General features: G+C 66.0%; 15 protein-coding genes. 7 read left to right on the top strand and 8 right to left on the bottom strand.

What is annotated here, in order from left to right:
- A partial coding sequence (locus JMF86_RS30570) for a TRAP transporter substrate-binding protein (protein ID WP_201317256.1) occupies positions 1-961 on the bottom strand: 961 nt, incomplete at its 3' end.
- 581 nt (positions 962-1,542) lie between these two features.
- Here JMF86_RS30570 and JMF86_RS30565 point away from each other — a divergent pair.
- Both JMF86_RS30565 and JMF86_RS35175 read left to right on the top strand, forming a co-directional pair.
- Positions 1,543-3,720, top strand: coding sequence for a glycoside hydrolase family 28 protein (locus JMF86_RS30565; RefSeq protein WP_201317255.1), 2,178 nt, complete (start codon positions 1,543-1,545; stop codon positions 3,718-3,720).
- Positions 3,721-3,810: 90 nt separating this feature from the next.
- Positions 3,811-4,005 carry a hypothetical protein gene (locus JMF86_RS35175; RefSeq protein WP_034192205.1) on the top strand — a complete coding sequence of 65 codons (195 nt, stop codon included), beginning with the start codon at positions 3,811-3,813 and terminating at the stop codon, positions 4,003-4,005.
- Positions 4,006-4,040: 35 nt separating this feature from the next.
- Here the strand turns inward: JMF86_RS35175 and JMF86_RS30560 are convergent, their stop codons facing one another.
- Together JMF86_RS30560 and JMF86_RS30555 are read right to left on the bottom strand one after the other, a co-directional pair.
- On the bottom strand, positions 4,041-5,126 hold the full coding sequence (locus tag JMF86_RS30560; protein WP_226135477.1) for a helix-turn-helix transcriptional regulator: 1,086 nt from the start codon (positions 5,124-5,126) through the stop codon (positions 4,041-4,043).
- Positions 5,127-5,425: 299 nt separating this feature from the next.
- Entirely contained in the window at positions 5,426-5,677 is a 252-nt protein-coding gene (locus JMF86_RS30555; RefSeq protein ID WP_027805970.1) for a hypothetical protein, read from the bottom strand.
- A 507-nt stretch (positions 5,678-6,184) separates the two neighbouring features.
- On the opposite strand from JMF86_RS30555, the gene JMF86_RS30550 reads away from it, so the two are divergent.
- Together JMF86_RS30550 and JMF86_RS30545 are read left to right on the top strand one after the other, a co-directional pair.
- Positions 6,185-7,243 (top strand): NAD-dependent epimerase/dehydratase family protein, encoded by a 1,059-nt coding sequence (locus tag JMF86_RS30550; protein ID WP_171984352.1) that lies wholly within the window; start codon positions 6,185-6,187, stop codon positions 7,241-7,243.
- Positions 7,240-8,229 (top strand): AraC family transcriptional regulator, encoded by a 990-nt coding sequence (locus JMF86_RS30545; protein WP_054928589.1) that lies wholly within the window; start codon positions 7,240-7,242, stop codon positions 8,227-8,229. The genes JMF86_RS30550 and JMF86_RS30545 overlap by 4 nt, the downstream gene beginning before the upstream one ends.
- A 42-nt stretch (positions 8,230-8,271) precedes the next feature.
- Here the strand turns inward: JMF86_RS30545 and JMF86_RS30540 are convergent, their stop codons facing one another.
- Positions 8,272-8,760, bottom strand: coding sequence for a RidA family protein (locus JMF86_RS30540; protein WP_011549218.1), 489 nt, complete (start codon positions 8,758-8,760; stop codon positions 8,272-8,274).
- Between the two features lie 227 nt (positions 8,761-8,987).
- Here JMF86_RS30540 and JMF86_RS30535 point away from each other — a divergent pair, with 227 nt between their 5' ends.
- Positions 8,988-9,287, top strand: a complete 300-nt coding sequence (locus JMF86_RS30535; RefSeq protein ID WP_006481154.1) for an H-NS family nucleoid-associated regulatory protein — start codon at positions 8,988-8,990, stop codon at positions 9,285-9,287.
- Between the two features lie 172 nt (positions 9,288-9,459).
- On the opposite strand, the gene JMF86_RS30530 is transcribed toward JMF86_RS30535, so the two are convergent.
- Positions 9,460-9,792, bottom strand: coding sequence for a cupin domain-containing protein (locus JMF86_RS30530; RefSeq protein ID WP_011549219.1), 333 nt, complete (start codon positions 9,790-9,792; stop codon positions 9,460-9,462).
- A gap of 434 nt (positions 9,793-10,226) precedes the next feature.
- A complete protein-coding gene (locus tag JMF86_RS30525; RefSeq protein ID WP_054928588.1) occupies positions 10,227-11,150 on the bottom strand; it encodes a LysR family transcriptional regulator in 924 nt (307 codons plus the stop codon).
- Between the two features lie 66 nt (positions 11,151-11,216).
- On the opposite strand from JMF86_RS30525, the gene JMF86_RS30520 reads away from it, so the two are divergent.
- A complete protein-coding gene (locus JMF86_RS30520) occupies positions 11,217-11,834 on the top strand; it encodes a LysE family translocator (RefSeq protein WP_053525852.1) in 618 nt (205 codons plus the stop codon).
- Between the two features lie 77 nt (positions 11,835-11,911).
- On the opposite strand, the gene JMF86_RS30515 is transcribed toward JMF86_RS30520, so the two are convergent.
- On the bottom strand, positions 11,912-12,544 hold the full coding sequence (locus JMF86_RS30515; protein WP_054928587.1) for an FMN-dependent NADH-azoreductase: 633 nt from the start codon (positions 12,542-12,544) through the stop codon (positions 11,912-11,914).
- 132 nt (positions 12,545-12,676) lie between these two features.
- Between JMF86_RS30515 and JMF86_RS30510 the strand changes: the two genes are divergently transcribed.
- A complete protein-coding gene (locus tag JMF86_RS30510; protein WP_054928586.1) occupies positions 12,677-13,555 on the top strand; it encodes a LysR substrate-binding domain-containing protein in 879 nt (292 codons plus the stop codon).
- Between the two features lie 52 nt (positions 13,556-13,607).
- On the opposite strand, the gene JMF86_RS30505 is transcribed toward JMF86_RS30510, so the two are convergent.
- On the bottom strand, positions 13,608-15,083 hold the full coding sequence (locus JMF86_RS30505; RefSeq protein ID WP_054928585.1) for a coniferyl aldehyde dehydrogenase: 1,476 nt from the start codon (positions 15,081-15,083) through the stop codon (positions 13,608-13,610).
- Positions 15,084-15,093: the final 10 nt, after the last annotated feature.

The raw sequence follows: 15,093 nt of genomic DNA, 5'->3' as shown, positions 1-15,093 counted from the left end.
CGATCTGCTTCATCTGCGGCGTCTTTTCATACTTGGTCCACAGCGGCTGCATCGCCTTCACGAACGCCGCGCGGTCGATCTGCGCGGCCGGCAGGATCTTCGCGCCGCCCTTCGTCACCAGTTGCTGCGCGGACGCCTCGCGCGCGGTCCACAGCTTCTGGTAGTACGGCACCGAGTCGGCCGCCGCCTTCCGGATCGCCGCCTGCTCCTGCGGCGACAGCGTGTCCCAGATCTTCTTCGAGAACACCAGCACTTCCGGCGTCATCGCGTGCTGCGTCTCCGAGTAATCGGGCGCGACTTCGTAATGCTTGGTTTCCTCGTACGACGGCAGGTTGTTTTCCGCCGCATCGACGAGGCCCGTCTTCAGGCCCGTATACACCTCGGCGAACGGCATCGGCGTCGGCGTGCCGCCCATCGCCCGGATCTCGTCGACCATCAGGTCGGACGGTTGCACGCGCACCTTCAGCCCCTTCATGTCGGCCGGCGAGCGCACCGGGCGCTTCGCGTAGATCGAGCGCGCGCCGCTCTCGTAGAACGTCAGCGCGATCATTCCCTTCGCGGTGAACGCATCGAGGATCTTCTGGCCGGCCGGGCCGTACATCGCCTTGCGGAAGTGATCGACGTCGCGGAACAGGAACGGGAACGACGGAATCAGCGACTCCGGCACGATCTCGTTGAACGATGCGCCGTTCACGCGCGCCATGTCGATTGCACCGATCCGCACCTGGTCGACGGTGTCCTTCTCGGAGCCCAGCGCGCTGTTGCCGAACACCTTGATCGAATCCTTGCCGCCCGTCTGCTTCGACAGCGCGTCGCCCATGAACTTCACGGCCATGTTGGTCGGGAAGTTGTCGCCGTGCACGTCCGCCGAGCGGAACACGCGCGCCTGCGCGGACATCGCGAAGCCGGCCATCAACGCGACGGCGAGGGCGGTACGGGAGCCGGTGAATCGGTGCTTCATGGTGAGTCTCCTGGATGGTCGATCGTTGTTGTGCGGCGATCCGTCGGCAGGCACCTGTTCATCTAGGCGCGTCGTTGAACCGCAGAGTCATACGTCGTATGACGTGTTGAGTGAATGTACGTCGGTTAACCGTTTAACTCACTTGGTGCATACCCCTATAACCCCGACTATCAAAGGCTTTTGGCGGAAATCGGGGAATCGCTTTCTCTGTTTATAGGTTTTTCAGCGAAACGTTTTCCGGAAACGGGTCGGCATGCGAACGGGGCGTGGTCGTCGCGGTTTCCTGACACTCGGCGGCCGTCTTTCGCTTCGTTTGCCATCGTTATAGGATGACTGACCACGAAATCGTCACGCCATCGCGATGCCATGAGCGCGCGCCGGCCTGCCTTCCGCGCGACGCGATTTCGCGTCCGCGGCGCTCCGCCCGGCGACCCCGCGTCGGCGACCGCATCCGCTCCGCCTCAGCCTGACCGGCAGCCCGTCTCCAGCCCGCACGCTCGCGTCGCGGAGCACGCGCCGCCCGAACGACCCGATACCAACCCGGCATCGCGCAGCCGATGCCTCTTCAGGAGATCTCCGTCATGACACTCCCCCTTTCCCGGCCCAATGCCCGGCCCAATGCCCGGCCGAACCGGCGCTCGCGCGCGCTCGGCCTGCTCGCCGCGCTGCTCGCCACCGCCGCGGCGCTCACCGCGTGCGGCGGCGACGATGCGAGTACCGGCGGCGGCGCGGCGTCCACCGCACCGCCCGCCACCAGCGTGTTCCAGGTCGGCACGACGACCGTCGACCCGAACCTGCCGGCCGAACCGGCGCTGCCCGCCGATACGCAGGTATGCAGCACGCTCGAAGCCGCCAATACGCTCGTGAGCCGCCCCGACGGCTCGCTGCCGCCGGAGGCCGACCCGTCGACGGCCGGCGTCGGCAAGGCCGTGCCTGCCGCGACGGCCAACCCCGATCAGGCGCGCATCCAGGCCGCGCTCGACGCGTGCGGCGCGGCGGTCGACGCTGAAGTCGGCGCGACGATCGCGGCGGCGGACGCCGCGGCCACCGCCGCGCAAAAGGCGGCCGCCGCGCCGAACGTGAACCTCGCCGGCGCGTCCGGCGAGGAGCTCGCGAAGCCGAAGTACCGCGCGGGCAAGTTCGCGGTGCGGCTCGTCGTCAATCACGCGGGGCCCGGCAACGGCTTCATCAGCGGGCCGCTGACGCTGCCGTCCGGCGTCACGCTGTGGATCGACAAGGGCGTCACGCTGTATGCATCGCGCGACGTGAAAGCGTATTCGCCGAACGCCGCCGGGCCGTACTGCGGCAACACGGCCGTCAGCGCGACGAAAGCCGGCAGTTCGTCGAACTGCGCCGCGCTGATCACCGGCACCAACCTCGTCAACGCGGCGGTGGTCGGCGACGGCCGGATCGACGGCCGCGGCTACGCGGAGCTCGTGACGTCCGATGCGAAATACCCGCTGATGAAGGTCGACCTGACGTGCTCGAACACCTACGCGGCCTACAAGAGCGGCACCGTGGCGCCCGACGGCACCGCGTGCGACGACGGCGGCACCGTCGTCGACTCGAAATCGACGGTGCGTAACATGACGTGGTGGGATCTCGCGTATCTCGGCAACATGGTGCAGAACGGCACGACCGGCTTCGGCTCGCAGTCGAATTTCCGGCTGATGGTGTTCAACTACGCGAAGAACCTCACGCTGTACCGCATCACGCTGAACAACAGCCCGAATTTCCACGTGGTGCCGAGCGGCGTCGACGGGCTGACGATCTGGAACGTGAAGGTGCAGACGCCGACGCTCGCCGGGTTCGCGAACCCGGCCGGCAACGGCAACCCGCTGTACAACGGGCAGACCTTCAACGCGGACAACGTGAAGAACACCGACGCGTTCGACCCGGGCGCCGCGTCGAAGCCGACCTCGGCGGCGCTGTCGACCGGCAGCACGACGACGTCCGCCGCCCCGATCTCGTTCGACGGCTACCTGAAGAACTTCGTGTTCGCATACAACTACGTGAGCACCGGCGACGACGACATCGCGCTCAAGGGCAGCAACAATCCGGCGCCCGCCGGCTCCGGGCTGTTCGGCATCGACGGCAATCGCGACGTGCGCGCCGATCGCAAATGGGGCGTCGTGATCGCGCACAATCACATCTACTGGGGGCACGGCATCTCGATCGGCAGCGAGACCAACGGCGGCGTGACCAACGTTCAGGTGTACGACAATGCGTTCCGCGATTCGGAAGAAGGGCTGCGCATCAAGTCCGACTATGCGCGCGGCGGCGAAGTGAGCAACATCCACTACGCGAACATCTGCATCCGCGACGCGAAGAACGCGCTGCTGTTCACGCCGTACTACAGCACGAAGGCCGTGCCCGCGAGCGGCCCGCTGTACCCGAACTTCCACGACATCTCGCTCGCGAACGTCGTGATCGAGGGGGCGGCCGGCGTGAAGCTGCAGGGGTTCGAGGCGAACACCGGCGGCTACGGCGAGCCCGCGTTCCCGCTCGTGATGTCGCTGACCGACGTGGTGGCCGATACGCCCGACAGCATCGCGACGATCGCATCCGACGCGAACCTCACGCTGCGCAACGTGAACCTGCCGGTGTTCCCGTCGACCGCGAACCGGGTCGCCGTCAACGGTACGGCGGTCCATGCGATCGACCCGGCCAGCGTGCTCGACTGCAGCAAGGCGTTCGTCGACTTCCCGGGCATCGACCAGTCGAACCCGTTCGGGTCGACGTGGGCGCCGGCGCTGTAGCGTGCGGTCGTTCCATCGTCATCGCGCGTGCCGCCTGGCAGGCACGTGCGATGCGCGCCGCGACATCATGCAACGCAAAAGGAGCCAGTGATGTCGACCACGAAACCATCAGCGTACCCCGACCCGGCTACCCCGCCGAACGCCGGCGACGAAGGCCCCGCAGGCGCGCCGGGCATCGGCGAGGACACGTGCCGCGTCTGCCGCGGCACCGGCAGGGTGGAGGGCCAGCCCTGCACCGTCTGCGGCGGGACCGGCAAGATACTGCAGGGAATCGGCGGCGGATAGGTAAAAAGGCCGCCGCACCGGCGTGCGTCGCGCGCTCAGGTCTGCATGACCAGCGACGTCAGTTGCGCGGCGCGCGCCACGTCCGTCTTCGTGTAGATCGACTTGATCTGCGCGCGGACCGTGCCGATCGACACGCCGCGCAGCGCCGCGCACTCCTGCGGCGAGCGTCCGTCGCAGCACAGCAGCACGGCCAGCTCGGCTTCCGCCGACGACAACCCGTAGAACACCCGCAAGCGTTGCGCGCGCGCCGACGGCGCACGCAGGTCCGCGGCCGTCATCAGCGCCGCGACGCCGGGCCGTTCGCGCGCGAGGCGCGACTGTTCGGGAACGGGGATCAGCGCAAGCGGCAGCGGCTCGCCCGTCGTACGCCGCAGCAATAGCCCGCCGCGCGCGAACGCGTACCGCCATTGCGTGTCATCGACGCAGCCTTCCGGCGCGAAACGGCCGTTGACGATCCGCAGCGCCGGTTCGGCGGCGATCAGCTGATCGGCCGCGCGGTTCGTATAGCGCAGTTCGCGCCGCGGGCCGAGCAGGAACACGGGCACCGGCACCGCATCAAGCGCCGACTCCGCAGCAGCCACGCGCGCTTCGAGTTCGCCGATGCGCGCATGGATGCGCAGCGCGCGACTGATGTGGCCGCCCATGATTTCGATGGTGCGGCGCTGCGCGTCGGACAACCCGTGCGATTCCGGGCCGCTCTGTACGCTGAGGAAAGCGCCGGCGCCCTCGCCGCGATGGATGTACAGGCCCGAGATGCCGCCGAGCCCGAACGGATGCATGAATTCCCGATAGAACACGCCATGTGTACGCTGCCGCACCGACAGGTGCTTGACGTCCTCGAACCAGCGCCCTGCCGGCCAGTCGGCGGCAACCGGCACGACCGGGTCGTACAGGTAGAACTCGGTGTTGTAGCGGTGGTGGCATGCGGCGACCCATGACGGATCGTCGCCGGCTGCCCGCTCGATTGCCGGCATCCGCGCCGCGTCGTCGAACGACAGCAGTGTGGCCATGCGCGTGCCGACCGTCAGACGCAGCCCGTCCAGCACCGCTTCCCACCGTTGATCGCCCAGTGCCGCAGCGTAGACGTCATCGATCCATGCCGAGGGAATCAATCCGTTCATCTGCATCTGGCCACCCCGCGCCGTGCGTTTTTGTCGAACGCCGTTCGGGCATCTTACTCAATCGGTCTGATTGTTCAAATTGCCGATGCGGATTTGGCCGAAATACCACGTTTGTCACCGTTTCTCGTCAGACGTAATGGTGGTTTTTGACACGGCGGGCGTGGAATCGGTGGTGATGCAGACGGCCGATGGCGCCTGCGGCGCGGGTCGCGCGGAACGAAATCTTGTCGCAGGTAGAGGGGTTCGAGGCTGGATGCGACGCGATGAAACGCGGTTCGGTACCCGCCCCGACGATGCACTTACTTCATCGTCAAGAACCGCGCTTCCATCTGGTCGATCTTCGCGAGCACGGCTTCGCTCAGCTTCCTGACGTGACGCGGCACGTCGGGCGTCGACAGCAGTTCCTCGATACGTCCGCGCCAGTATCTCGGATGCCGGACGCGCCCCGCGCCCGACATCGATACATCGTCGACGTCCGTCTCGCTGTCCAGCAGCGCCACCATGCGCTGGATATGGGAGAGCTCTCGTTCTACGTAGTCTCGTGCGAGCATATTGATTGAAATTCCCCGAAATACGACATCAGGCCTTCCGTCATCAACGCGCCGTCGGCCGCGGCGCCAACGACGCACTGCGGACCTGCACATCAGCGTACGCGACGACCGTGTCAATCGACTGTGCGAACGCTTACAGCGATCGACACGCAACGACAGGCCTGTTCGATTGTTCTGGTGATATCCGGTCCCCGGCGCCTTGTAGATCATCGTAGGCGTACCGCTCGGCGACGGCATCCCCAAAAGTGGGGATGCCGGCCGATATGGGTCGGGGAATCGTTGCCGGAAACGACGAGGGCGAAAAACGCAAGCGGGCGCGACGGCGCGACGGACCATTGTTGTCCGGCAACACGATGGCGACGATTCCGGCGCTCCGCTCACTTTCACCTCCGACGAATCGGCCGTCGTGCCTGTCGCCCCTTGCATGTCGATTGGCGCGCTTTGCGAGTGAAGTGGCACGCAAAAAGCGGCATCATGGCGCATCACTTCTGCAACGGAATCCCGCCCATGAATATCGATACCGACCTCCCCGTCATGGTCACCGGCGCGACCGGCTACGTCGCCGGTTGGCTCGTGCAGCGGCTGCTCGAGGCCGGCGTGACGGTCCATGCGGCCGTCCGCGACCCCGACAGCCCTGACAAGCTCGAGCATCTCCAGCGCATCGCGGCCGGCAAGCCCGGCACCCTCCGCTATTTCCGCGCGGACCTGCTCGAACCCGGGTCGTACGCCGACGCGATGGCCGGTTGCGGGACCGTGTTCCATACCGCGTCGCCCTTCACCGTCACCGTCCGCGATCCGCAGAAGGAGCTGGTCGATCCGGCGCTGCTCGGCACGCGCAACGTACTCGAGACGGCCAACCGCACGCCGTCAGTGCGGCGCGTCGTGCTGACCAGCAGTTGCGCGGCGATCTACGGCGACAACGCGGACCTCGCCGCGACGCCAGACGGTGTGTTCACCGAAGCAATCTGGAACACCAGTTCGTCGCTGACCCACCAGCCCTATTCGTATTCGAAGACGGTCGCCGAGCGCGAAGCGTGGAAGATCGCCCGCCAGCAGCAACGCTGGGATCTCGTCACCATCAACCCGTCGCTCGTGATCGGGCCCGGCATCAACCCGTACGCGACGTCGGAAAGCTTCGAAATCGTGCGGCAGATGGGCAACGGCACGATGAAGGCCGGCGTGCCGGATCTCGGCCTGGGTGCGGTGGATGTCCGCGACGTGGCCGATGCGCATCTGCGTGCGGCGTTCCTGCCGAACGCCAACGGCCGTTACATCGTGTCGGCACACGACACGAACCTGCCGGCGATGGCCGCCACGCTGCTGGAACGGTATGGCGCCGACTACCCGATTCCGCGGCGCATCCTGCCGAAGTGGCTGGTGTGGCTGATCGGCCCGCTCGCGAACAAGAGCGTGACGCGCCGCGTGGTCGCCCGCAACATCGGGCTGCCCTGGCGCGCCGACAACAGCCGCAGCCGCAACGAGCTCGGGATGCGCTATCGCCCGCTCGCCGAGTCGATGAACGACTTCTTTCAGCAGCTCGTCGAAACCGGGCAATTACGGCGATGAACCGCTTCGCGATCTCGCCCGGCTGGCAGGTCATGATGGTCGACCTTGGCCTGCGCGCCGACGAACTGCTGCGGCGCGCGCAGTTGCCCGCCGATCTGTTCACGCGCCCCGAGAACGGGTTGACGACCCGCGAGTACTTCGGCCTGTGGCGCGCGATGGAAGACATGGCGAATACGCCGGCCGTCGCGCTGCGCATCCTCGATCTGCTCTCCGTCGAAACCTTCGATCCGCCGCTGTTCGCCGCGTTGTGCAGCCCGAATCTGGAGATCGCGATCCGGCGCATCGGCCAGTTCAAGCCGCTGATCGGCCCGATGCAGTTGCGTGTGTCGCACGAGGTCAATGCGCTCACCCTCGCCGTCGACTTCCTGGAACGCGACGTACCGCCGCCTGGCATGCTGGTCGCGGCCGAACTCGGCTTCTTCGTGAAACTCGCGCGGCTGGCGACCCGCACCGAGCTGCCGGCACGCGCCATCACGCTGCCGCGCGACGTCAGCCCCCATCCCGGCTATGCGCGCTTTTTCGGCGTGACGCCGCAGTACGGCGATGCGCCTTCCGTGAGCGTGACGCTGCAGGATGCGCGGCGTCCGTTCGTCACCGCGAACCATGCGATGTGGCAGATTTTCGAACCCGACCTGCGCCGCCGCCTCGACGCACTGTCGGCCGAGGCCGGCATCGTCGAGCGCGTGCGCGCGGCGCTGCTCGAATTGATTCCGGGCGGGCTCGCCACCGCGGACGGCGTCGCGCAAACGCTTGCGATCAGCAAACGGACGCTGCAGCGGCGGCTCGGCGACGAAGGCGCGAACTTCAAGACCCTGCTCGCGGAAGTCCGCGAGAAGCTCGCGTGGCATTACCTCGATCGCTCGGACCTGCCCTACAGCCAGATCGCTTTCCTGCTCGGCTACCAGGACCCGAATTCGTTCTTCCGCGCATTCAATGAATGGACCGGAATGACGCCCGAAGCCGCCCGTTCACGCACGGCGCGTTAATCAACGCGAAGCGGCCCGCCCTGTCTATCCGGCCATTCCATATCAGCCGGGCGTGCCGCTGCGCTTCAAGCCGAAAATGAAATCGGCTTCGACCGACGCGCCCTTCGGCAATTGCAGCACGCCGACCGACGAACGCGTATGGATGCCGGCGTCGCCGAGCACCGCGACCAACACGTCCGACGCGCCGTCGGCCACTTCGCTCTGCATCGTGAAGTCGGGCGCGCTTCGCACGTACACGGTCATGCGCGGTACCGTCGCGATCGCATCGAGCGTGCCGCAATGCTTGCGGATCAGCGACAACGCGCGCAGCGCCGAGATACCGGCTGCCCGGCGGCCATCGTCCAGCGAAACGGATTCGCCCACGATGCCGACGAAATGCACGACTTCACCGATTCGCGGCACCTGGCCGGCAATGTAGGCCGTGCTTCCGTCGACCAGAACGGGCGTGTACTTTCCGCCGATCCTGATCGTTTCGTCCGGATCGAATCCGAATTCGGCTGCGACCTGTTTCAGTTTGTCATCCCTGTTCATCAGTGAATTCCCCAATCCCTCTGAAAAAAGATAAAGAATAATTGAGTCTCCGAAGCTTGTCCCGCACGAAAAGATCGGTCACGAACGATCCAGTCAAACCACTTCTCAGGTGTTCGAAGCAGTCGCGGATTGCCATATCGGCAATGGAATTCACCGTCTCAGCAATTTTCTTCATCATTTCGGTTGAAACCGCTATCATGTATGGACACAAACCTGAAGAGTGATATATGGCAACTTACAAGGAACTGAAGGCTCAAATGGACGCTTTGGCCGAGAAAGCCGAAGCCGCGCGCGCCGCTGAATTCCAGGCGGTCGTCGACGACATCCGCACAAAAGTCGCGGAATACGGCATTACCGAAAAAGACATTTTCGGTACACGCCGTGGTCGGCCGGCCAAACAAGCGGGCGCCCCCGTGCAGGCAAAGTATCGCGATCCGAAGACCGGGGCGACCTGGTCGGGCCGCGGTCGCGCGCCCGCATGGATCAAGGATGCGAAGAACCGCAATCGATTCCTGATTCAGGAATAAGCATCCCGGCATGGGCCGGCGCGTGATTCAACGCGCCGTCCGGCGATTTGGGCATTGATTGGCGCATCGATACCGGCGGGTTTCCGACGCCGCTCCGGTTGACGAGGTCTTGCCCGATCGGCGTGTCGCGCATCGGCCAATCGGCCAATCGCACCGCAAGCCAATCCTTTCTTCAGCGTTCGTAATAGACGGCAAGCCAGACGGTTTGCACTTCGTCATGCGTCCACGCGACACGATGACGGCAATGCGGCTCGATCAGCACGTAATCTCCCGCGCGCATATCGAGCCGCGTTGCATCTTCTTCGAATTCGAGCACGGCCGCGCCGGACAGCAACACGACCCATTCGGCCCGCGCGTCGTCATACCAGAACCCGTCCGGGCTCGCATGGCCCATCGATACGATTCGCTCGACGTTCACGCGCGGGCTCGTCACGAGCAGGTCAATTCGCTCGTCGCCGCCGCGCCGCCCGTCGACGCTGAATAAATTACCGGTTTGAAGTTGCATGGCTTCGCCTCGTCGTTGATCTTCGGGTAAATGCTGCGGCTTTAAAGACGACGGGAATGGTCGCATCAGCCTGACATTGCGCTGGTCTGCACGGACGTCGTCAAATGTCTGATAAAAAGATGAAGAGCGGGTGCAACTTTACCGACGCTCATTCATTGGCGCGATAAAGTACATCGCGACATTCTTTTAGCGACGCGCGCGCCATAGCGCGCCATTTCGGTAAAAGCCGGCCGACATCCCGCCGGCGTCCGCAGCGTCGGACCAAGCTCTTCACGCAAATAACGGGCTGGCGAGCACGCGTCGATCGACGCATTTTCCGTTCGCAGGCCGGCATGAGCAAGCATCGGCACGGACATTCATTCTTTATTTCGATTCGAGGTCGCGTTTGCCCGATGAGTCGTTGATATCGATGCGAGTGCGGACAAAGCCCCCCGTCAAACCCGCCCCCTCAACCACGCCAGCAACGCCGCCTGCGCACTTCCTTCCGCCACCGGCGCCGACGTCAACAGGTAGTAATCCGATCCATCCTCGACGAACCCCATTGGCGCGACCAGCACACCGCTTTCGATGTCGTCGCGCACCAGATGCCACGGCCCGATCGCGACGCCCAACCCCGCAACGGCCGCCTGCAGACTGAAGTAGAAGTGATCGAACCGCTGCCCGCGCCCGTTCGCGGCCGGCTGATTCGACGCCGCCGCCCACGCGTTCCATGCGTCCGGCCGGGTTCGCGTATGCAGCAGCGCGGCGTCGGGCCTCAACGCGCGGCCGCCGCGCCGCGATGCAAACCACGCACCGACCTTGTCCGGCCGGCAAACCGGCCCCACCCGCTCGGCGAACAGATGCTCGGCGTGATACCCCGCCGGCCACGCGAAATCGTTGCGACGTATCGCCATGTCGATACCGCTGTCGAACGAGAACGGGCCGCCCGCGGCGGCCAGATGGATATCGACGCCCGCATGCCGCGCCTGGAAATCCGGCCAGCGCGGGATCAGCCAGCGCATCAGTAGCGTCGGCTCGCACGACAGGACCGAACGCCGCGCACGGGCGGCCTCGGTGCGCAACGCGTGGGCGGCGTGACGCATCAGGTCCAGTCCATCATGGACGGCCCGGGCGAGTGTGCGGCCTGCCTCGGTCAGGAACACGCGACGACTGCGCCGCTCGAACAGCGCCACGCCGAGATCGTCCTCGAGCAGACGCACCGCGCGGCTGACCGCGCCGTGGGTCAGGCACAGCTCGTCGGCCGCGCGACTGAAATTCTCGTGACGCGCCGCCGCGTCGAAACAACGCAGCGCCATCAGCGACGGCAGGTTCGTCCGAATCGATTGTGATTCGAACTCACCATTCTGGTCAGAAATCATCGTTTTTCCTAGTGAAGCACGATCGATAGGATTGTGCCATCAACCCATCCAGCGTAGGAGAAACGTATGACCGAATGGATAGTCGTAGTCACCATTACGCTGCTGGCCGTCATCAGCCCGGGGCCGGATTTCGCGATGGTCACGCGCAACAGCCTGATGCTGTCGCGTCGTTCCGGCGTGCTCACTGCATGCGGGATCGGGCTCGGTGTAACCGTCCACGTGAGCTACACGCTGCTGGGCGTCGGGCTGCTGATCCGTCAGTCGCCGTGGCTCTTCAATGCCGTCAAGCTGATCGGCGCGATCTACCTGATCTACCTCGGTGCGAAGATGCTCATGACGAAATCCGGCGGCGTGCAAGCCGACAGCCGCGTGGCGGCGCTGTCGGATCTCGCCGCGCTGCGCACGGGCTTCCTGACCAACGCGCTGAATCCCAAAACCACGGTGTTCATCGTCAGCCTGTTCATGCAGGCCGTCCGGCCCGACACGCCGTTGATCGTGCAACTCGGCTACGGCGCGTTCATCGCGGCCGCACATGCCGGCTGGTTCAGCCTCGTCGCGATGTGTTTCTCGGCCACGGCTGTCCGCGATCGGCTGCTGTCGCTGCGACACTGGATCGATCGCACGTTCGGCTGCCTGCTGGTGGGCTTCGGCGTCGCGCTCGCCATCGCACGCGGCGGGCGCTGACGCCCGACCCGTACGGACGCGCGGCGGCGGGTGCCCCGCGCCAGGTGCCCTGCGCCGGGTGCCCCGCGCCACCAACCTCAGAACGTCCGTGCGATCGTTCGTGCCTCGTCGATCGCCCGACTCCGGTCGACCTTCCCGTCCGGGCCGAACAACGTGCGCTCGACGACGATCCCCGTGATGTCCGTCACGCCCACGAACTTGAGCCACGTTTCCATGTAAGGGCGCTGCAGATCGAACTCGGCGGCCGGCGTAAACGACCCCGGCGACTGATAGGCGAGCCCGCGCGCGTAGACCACCGCCGCCTTTTTACCGGCCAGCTTGCCGGTGAAACCCGTTCCGTCGAACGTGAACAGCACGTCCTTCTGCGAGATCACGTCGATCAGGTGCTTGAGCTTGTACGGAATGCTGAAATTCCACAGCGGCACGCCGAACAGGAACTTGTCCGCTTCGTGGAACGGCGCCGCGAGCCGCTCGATCTGCTGCCACGCAGCCGCCTGCTCCTGCGTCAACGCCGTGCCGCTCAGTCCGGCATATTTCGCGGCCAGCGCGGCGCCATCGAATTCGGGCATCGTCAGATCCCAGATGTCGAGCTTCCGGATCTCGTGATCGGGATGGGCGTGCCGGTACGCGTCGAGAAACGCACCGCACACCTCGATGGACGCCGAATAGGCCTTGTTGGGTGAGCCTTCGATATAGAGCACGTGTGTCATGGCGCCGATCCTTGCCAAGCGTGACGACGGCGCGCGGGATGCGCGCTCGCCCACTGCCCTTCGCAGCCTAGCGGGTCGGCCTATAATCCGGAAACGATATTAATTGATCAAATTAACCCGGATTGGTGATGAATGAACGCTCCCCTCGACACGGCGCTGCTTCATACGTTCGTTGCGGTCGCCGACGTGCGCAGCTTCACCGGCGCCGGGCGCCGGCTGAACCTCAGCCAGTCCGCAGTCAGCGCGCAGATCGTTCGTCTCGAGGAGCAGGTCGGCCAGGCGCTGCTCGCGCGCAACACGCGCAGCGTCACGCTCACCGCGCATGGCGAGACGCTGCTCGGCTACGCGCGTGCGATGCTCAATCTGAGCGAGGAAGCGCGCGCCAGGCTGGGAACGGGGGACGCCATCGACGTCAAGCTGCGGATCGGTGTATCGGAGGACTTCGCAACTGGCTGGCTGCCGGACCTGATGCGCCGCCATGGCGCCGCGCGGCGCGGCCTGCGGCTGGATCTGGTCGTCGACATCGGCGACAGCCTGTTTCAACGGCACGCCAACGGCGAATTCGATCTCGTGATCGGCAGCCGGTGCTCGCACGCGGGCCACGGCGCGACGTTGTGGCAGGAACCGCTCGTCTGGGCGTTCGCGCGTCACGAGCCGCTTCCGGAAGGCGACGTGCCGCTCGCGTGCTTCCCCGATCCGTGCCCGTACCGCGGCGCCGCCATCAAGGCGCTCGCGCTGGCCGGCATGCGCTACCGGATCGCGTGCGAAAGCCCGAGCGTGACCGGCATCCGCACCTTCGCGCGGGCCGGCATCGCGATCGCGCCGGTGCCGCGCAGCGCGATCGACGACACGCTTCGCGAATTGGGTTTGCCCGAAGGCTTGCCGGAATTGCCGGCGATGGAACTCGTGATGATGCACGACGCGCGGATGCCGGCGGCCGCCGAATTCGCCGCGATGATTCTGGACGAGACCGCTGCCCGCACGGGCGCGGGCAAGCGCGGCCGTGCGTAGCGGGTAGCGCCCGCGAAGATACCCGCGGGGCACGCCCGGCGCCCCGCCTCGCTCAACGCTTCGCACTCCATTCGATACGTCCGCCGGCCGGCTCCCGGCTCCGCCCGAGCAGCGCCGCCAGCGACATGTCCGCGAGCTTGCCGAACGGCGCGCGCAGCAGGCTCGGCAAACTCCAGCGCCCCTGCACGAACACGCCCTTCGCATGACTCATCGCGCGGAATCCCTCGATACCGTGATACGCGCCCATCCCGCTCGGCCCGACGCCGCCGAACGGCAAGTCTTCCTGCGCGACGTGCAGGACCGTGTTGTTGATGCCGACGTTGCCCGACGTGGTCCGCTTGAGCAACGTCTCGCAGTCGCCATCCCGCGCACCGAAGTAATACAGCGCCAGCGGCCGCGGCCGCGCGTTCACGTAATCGACGACCTCGTCGATCGTGCGATACGTGCGCACCGGCAGGATCGGCCCGAAGATCTCTTCGCGCATGACGGCCGTGTCGTCGGCCGCGCCGACGATCAGCGTCGGCGCGAGCGTCCGCTTGCGGGTCGCCGCGCCTTGCGGATTCACGCCCGCCTCGATCACCCGCGCCCCGCGGCTGCGCGCTTCGTCGACGAGGCCTTTCAGGCGGTCGTAATGCCGGTCGCTGACGATCGACGTGTAGTCCGGGCTGGTCGGCCCGTCCGGATAGAAACGCGCGACGGCCGCGTCGTATTGCGCGACGAACGCGTCCAGATCGTCTTCGTGCACCAGCGCATAGTCGGGCGCCACGCACGTCTGTCCGCCGTTCGACAGCTTGCCGAACACGATGCTCGACATCGTGCGGCCGTCGACGTGCCCCCTTGCGACGATCGCCGGGCTCTTACCGCCCAGTTCGAGCGTGACCGGCACGAGATTGTCGCTCGCTGCCTTCATGACCTGGCGGCCCACCTGCGTGCTGCCGGTAAACAGCAGATGATCGAACGGTAACCCGCTGAACGCGGCGCCGACGTCCGGGCCGCCGAGCACGACAGCGACTTCCTCGCTCGGGAAGGTATCGGCAAGCATGCGGCGCATCACTTCGCTGGTGCGCGGCGTCAGCTCCGACGGCTTGAGCATCGCCCGGTTGCCGGCGGCCAGCGCGGTCGCCAGCGGAATGAACGTCAGCGCGAACGGGTAATTCCACGGCGCCATCACGCCGATCACGCCCAGCGGCTGGTATTCCACGTGAGCCTGCCCGGGGCGATAGAAGAGGCCGACGTGCCGGCGCTGCGGCTTCATGAAGCGACGCAGGTTGCGCGTCAGGTAATCGATCGCCTGGATCACGCCGACCAGTTCCATGATCGCGGTTTCATGGCGCGAGCGATGGCCGAAATCGGCGCTGACCGCCTCTTCCACGTCGCGGCGGTGGGCCAGCACCACGGCCCGCAATCGCGCGAGCCGCGCCTTGCGCAGTTGCAGGCTCGGCGGCCCCTCGGCGACGAACGCGCTGCGCTGGCGGGCCAGCAATGCCGCTGGATCGATGCTCGAAGGGGATTCTGCGGGGACGGCCATGGTGCACCTC

Origin of the sequence: Burkholderia sp. E168m15, from assembly GCF_016586105.1 — a bacterium.
Taxonomy (GTDB): domain Bacteria; phylum Pseudomonadota; class Gammaproteobacteria; order Burkholderiales; family Burkholderiaceae; genus Burkholderia; species Burkholderia orbicola.
This window is presented reverse-complemented; position numbering and strand designations above follow the sequence as displayed.

What these genes read in the sequence shown, in the direction of transcription:
- JMF86_RS30550 (WP_171984352.1), top strand. Translation starts at nt 6,185, where the DNA reads ATGAATATCGATACCGACCTCCCCGTCATGGTCACCGGCGCGACCGGC.
- JMF86_RS30560 (WP_226135477.1), bottom strand. Translation starts at nt 5,126, where the DNA reads ATGAACGGATTGATTCCCTCGGCATGGATCGATGACGTCTACGCTGCG.
- JMF86_RS30545 (WP_054928589.1), top strand. Translation starts at nt 7,240, where the DNA reads ATGAACCGCTTCGCGATCTCGCCCGGCTGGCAGGTCATGATGGTCGAC.
- JMF86_RS30510 (WP_054928586.1), top strand. Translation starts at nt 12,677, where the DNA reads ATGAACGCTCCCCTCGACACGGCGCTGCTTCATACGTTCGTTGCGGTC.
- JMF86_RS30540 (WP_011549218.1), bottom strand. Translation starts at nt 8,760, where the DNA reads ATGAACAGGGATGACAAACTGAAACAGGTCGCAGCCGAATTCGGATTC.
- JMF86_RS30505 (WP_054928585.1), bottom strand. Translation starts at nt 15,083, where the DNA reads ATGGCCGTCCCCGCAGAATCCCCTTCGAGCATCGATCCAGCGGCATTG.
- JMF86_RS30525 (WP_054928588.1), bottom strand. Translation starts at nt 11,150, where the DNA reads ATGATTTCTGACCAGAATGGTGAGTTCGAATCACAATCGATTCGGACG.
- JMF86_RS30535 (WP_006481154.1), top strand. Translation starts at nt 8,988, where the DNA reads ATGGCAACTTACAAGGAACTGAAGGCTCAAATGGACGCTTTGGCCGAG.
- JMF86_RS30515 (WP_054928587.1), bottom strand. Translation starts at nt 12,544, where the DNA reads ATGACACACGTGCTCTATATCGAAGGCTCACCCAACAAGGCCTATTCG.
- JMF86_RS30530 (WP_011549219.1), bottom strand. Translation starts at nt 9,792, where the DNA reads ATGCAACTTCAAACCGGTAATTTATTCAGCGTCGACGGGCGGCGCGGC.
- JMF86_RS30555 (WP_027805970.1), bottom strand. Translation starts at nt 5,677, where the DNA reads ATGCTCGCACGAGACTACGTAGAACGAGAGCTCTCCCATATCCAGCGC.
- JMF86_RS30520 (WP_053525852.1), top strand. Translation starts at nt 11,217, where the DNA reads ATGACCGAATGGATAGTCGTAGTCACCATTACGCTGCTGGCCGTCATC.
- JMF86_RS35175 (WP_034192205.1), top strand. Translation starts at nt 3,811, where the DNA reads ATGTCGACCACGAAACCATCAGCGTACCCCGACCCGGCTACCCCGCCG.
- JMF86_RS30565 (WP_201317255.1), top strand. Translation starts at nt 1,543, where the DNA reads ATGACACTCCCCCTTTCCCGGCCCAATGCCCGGCCCAATGCCCGGCCG.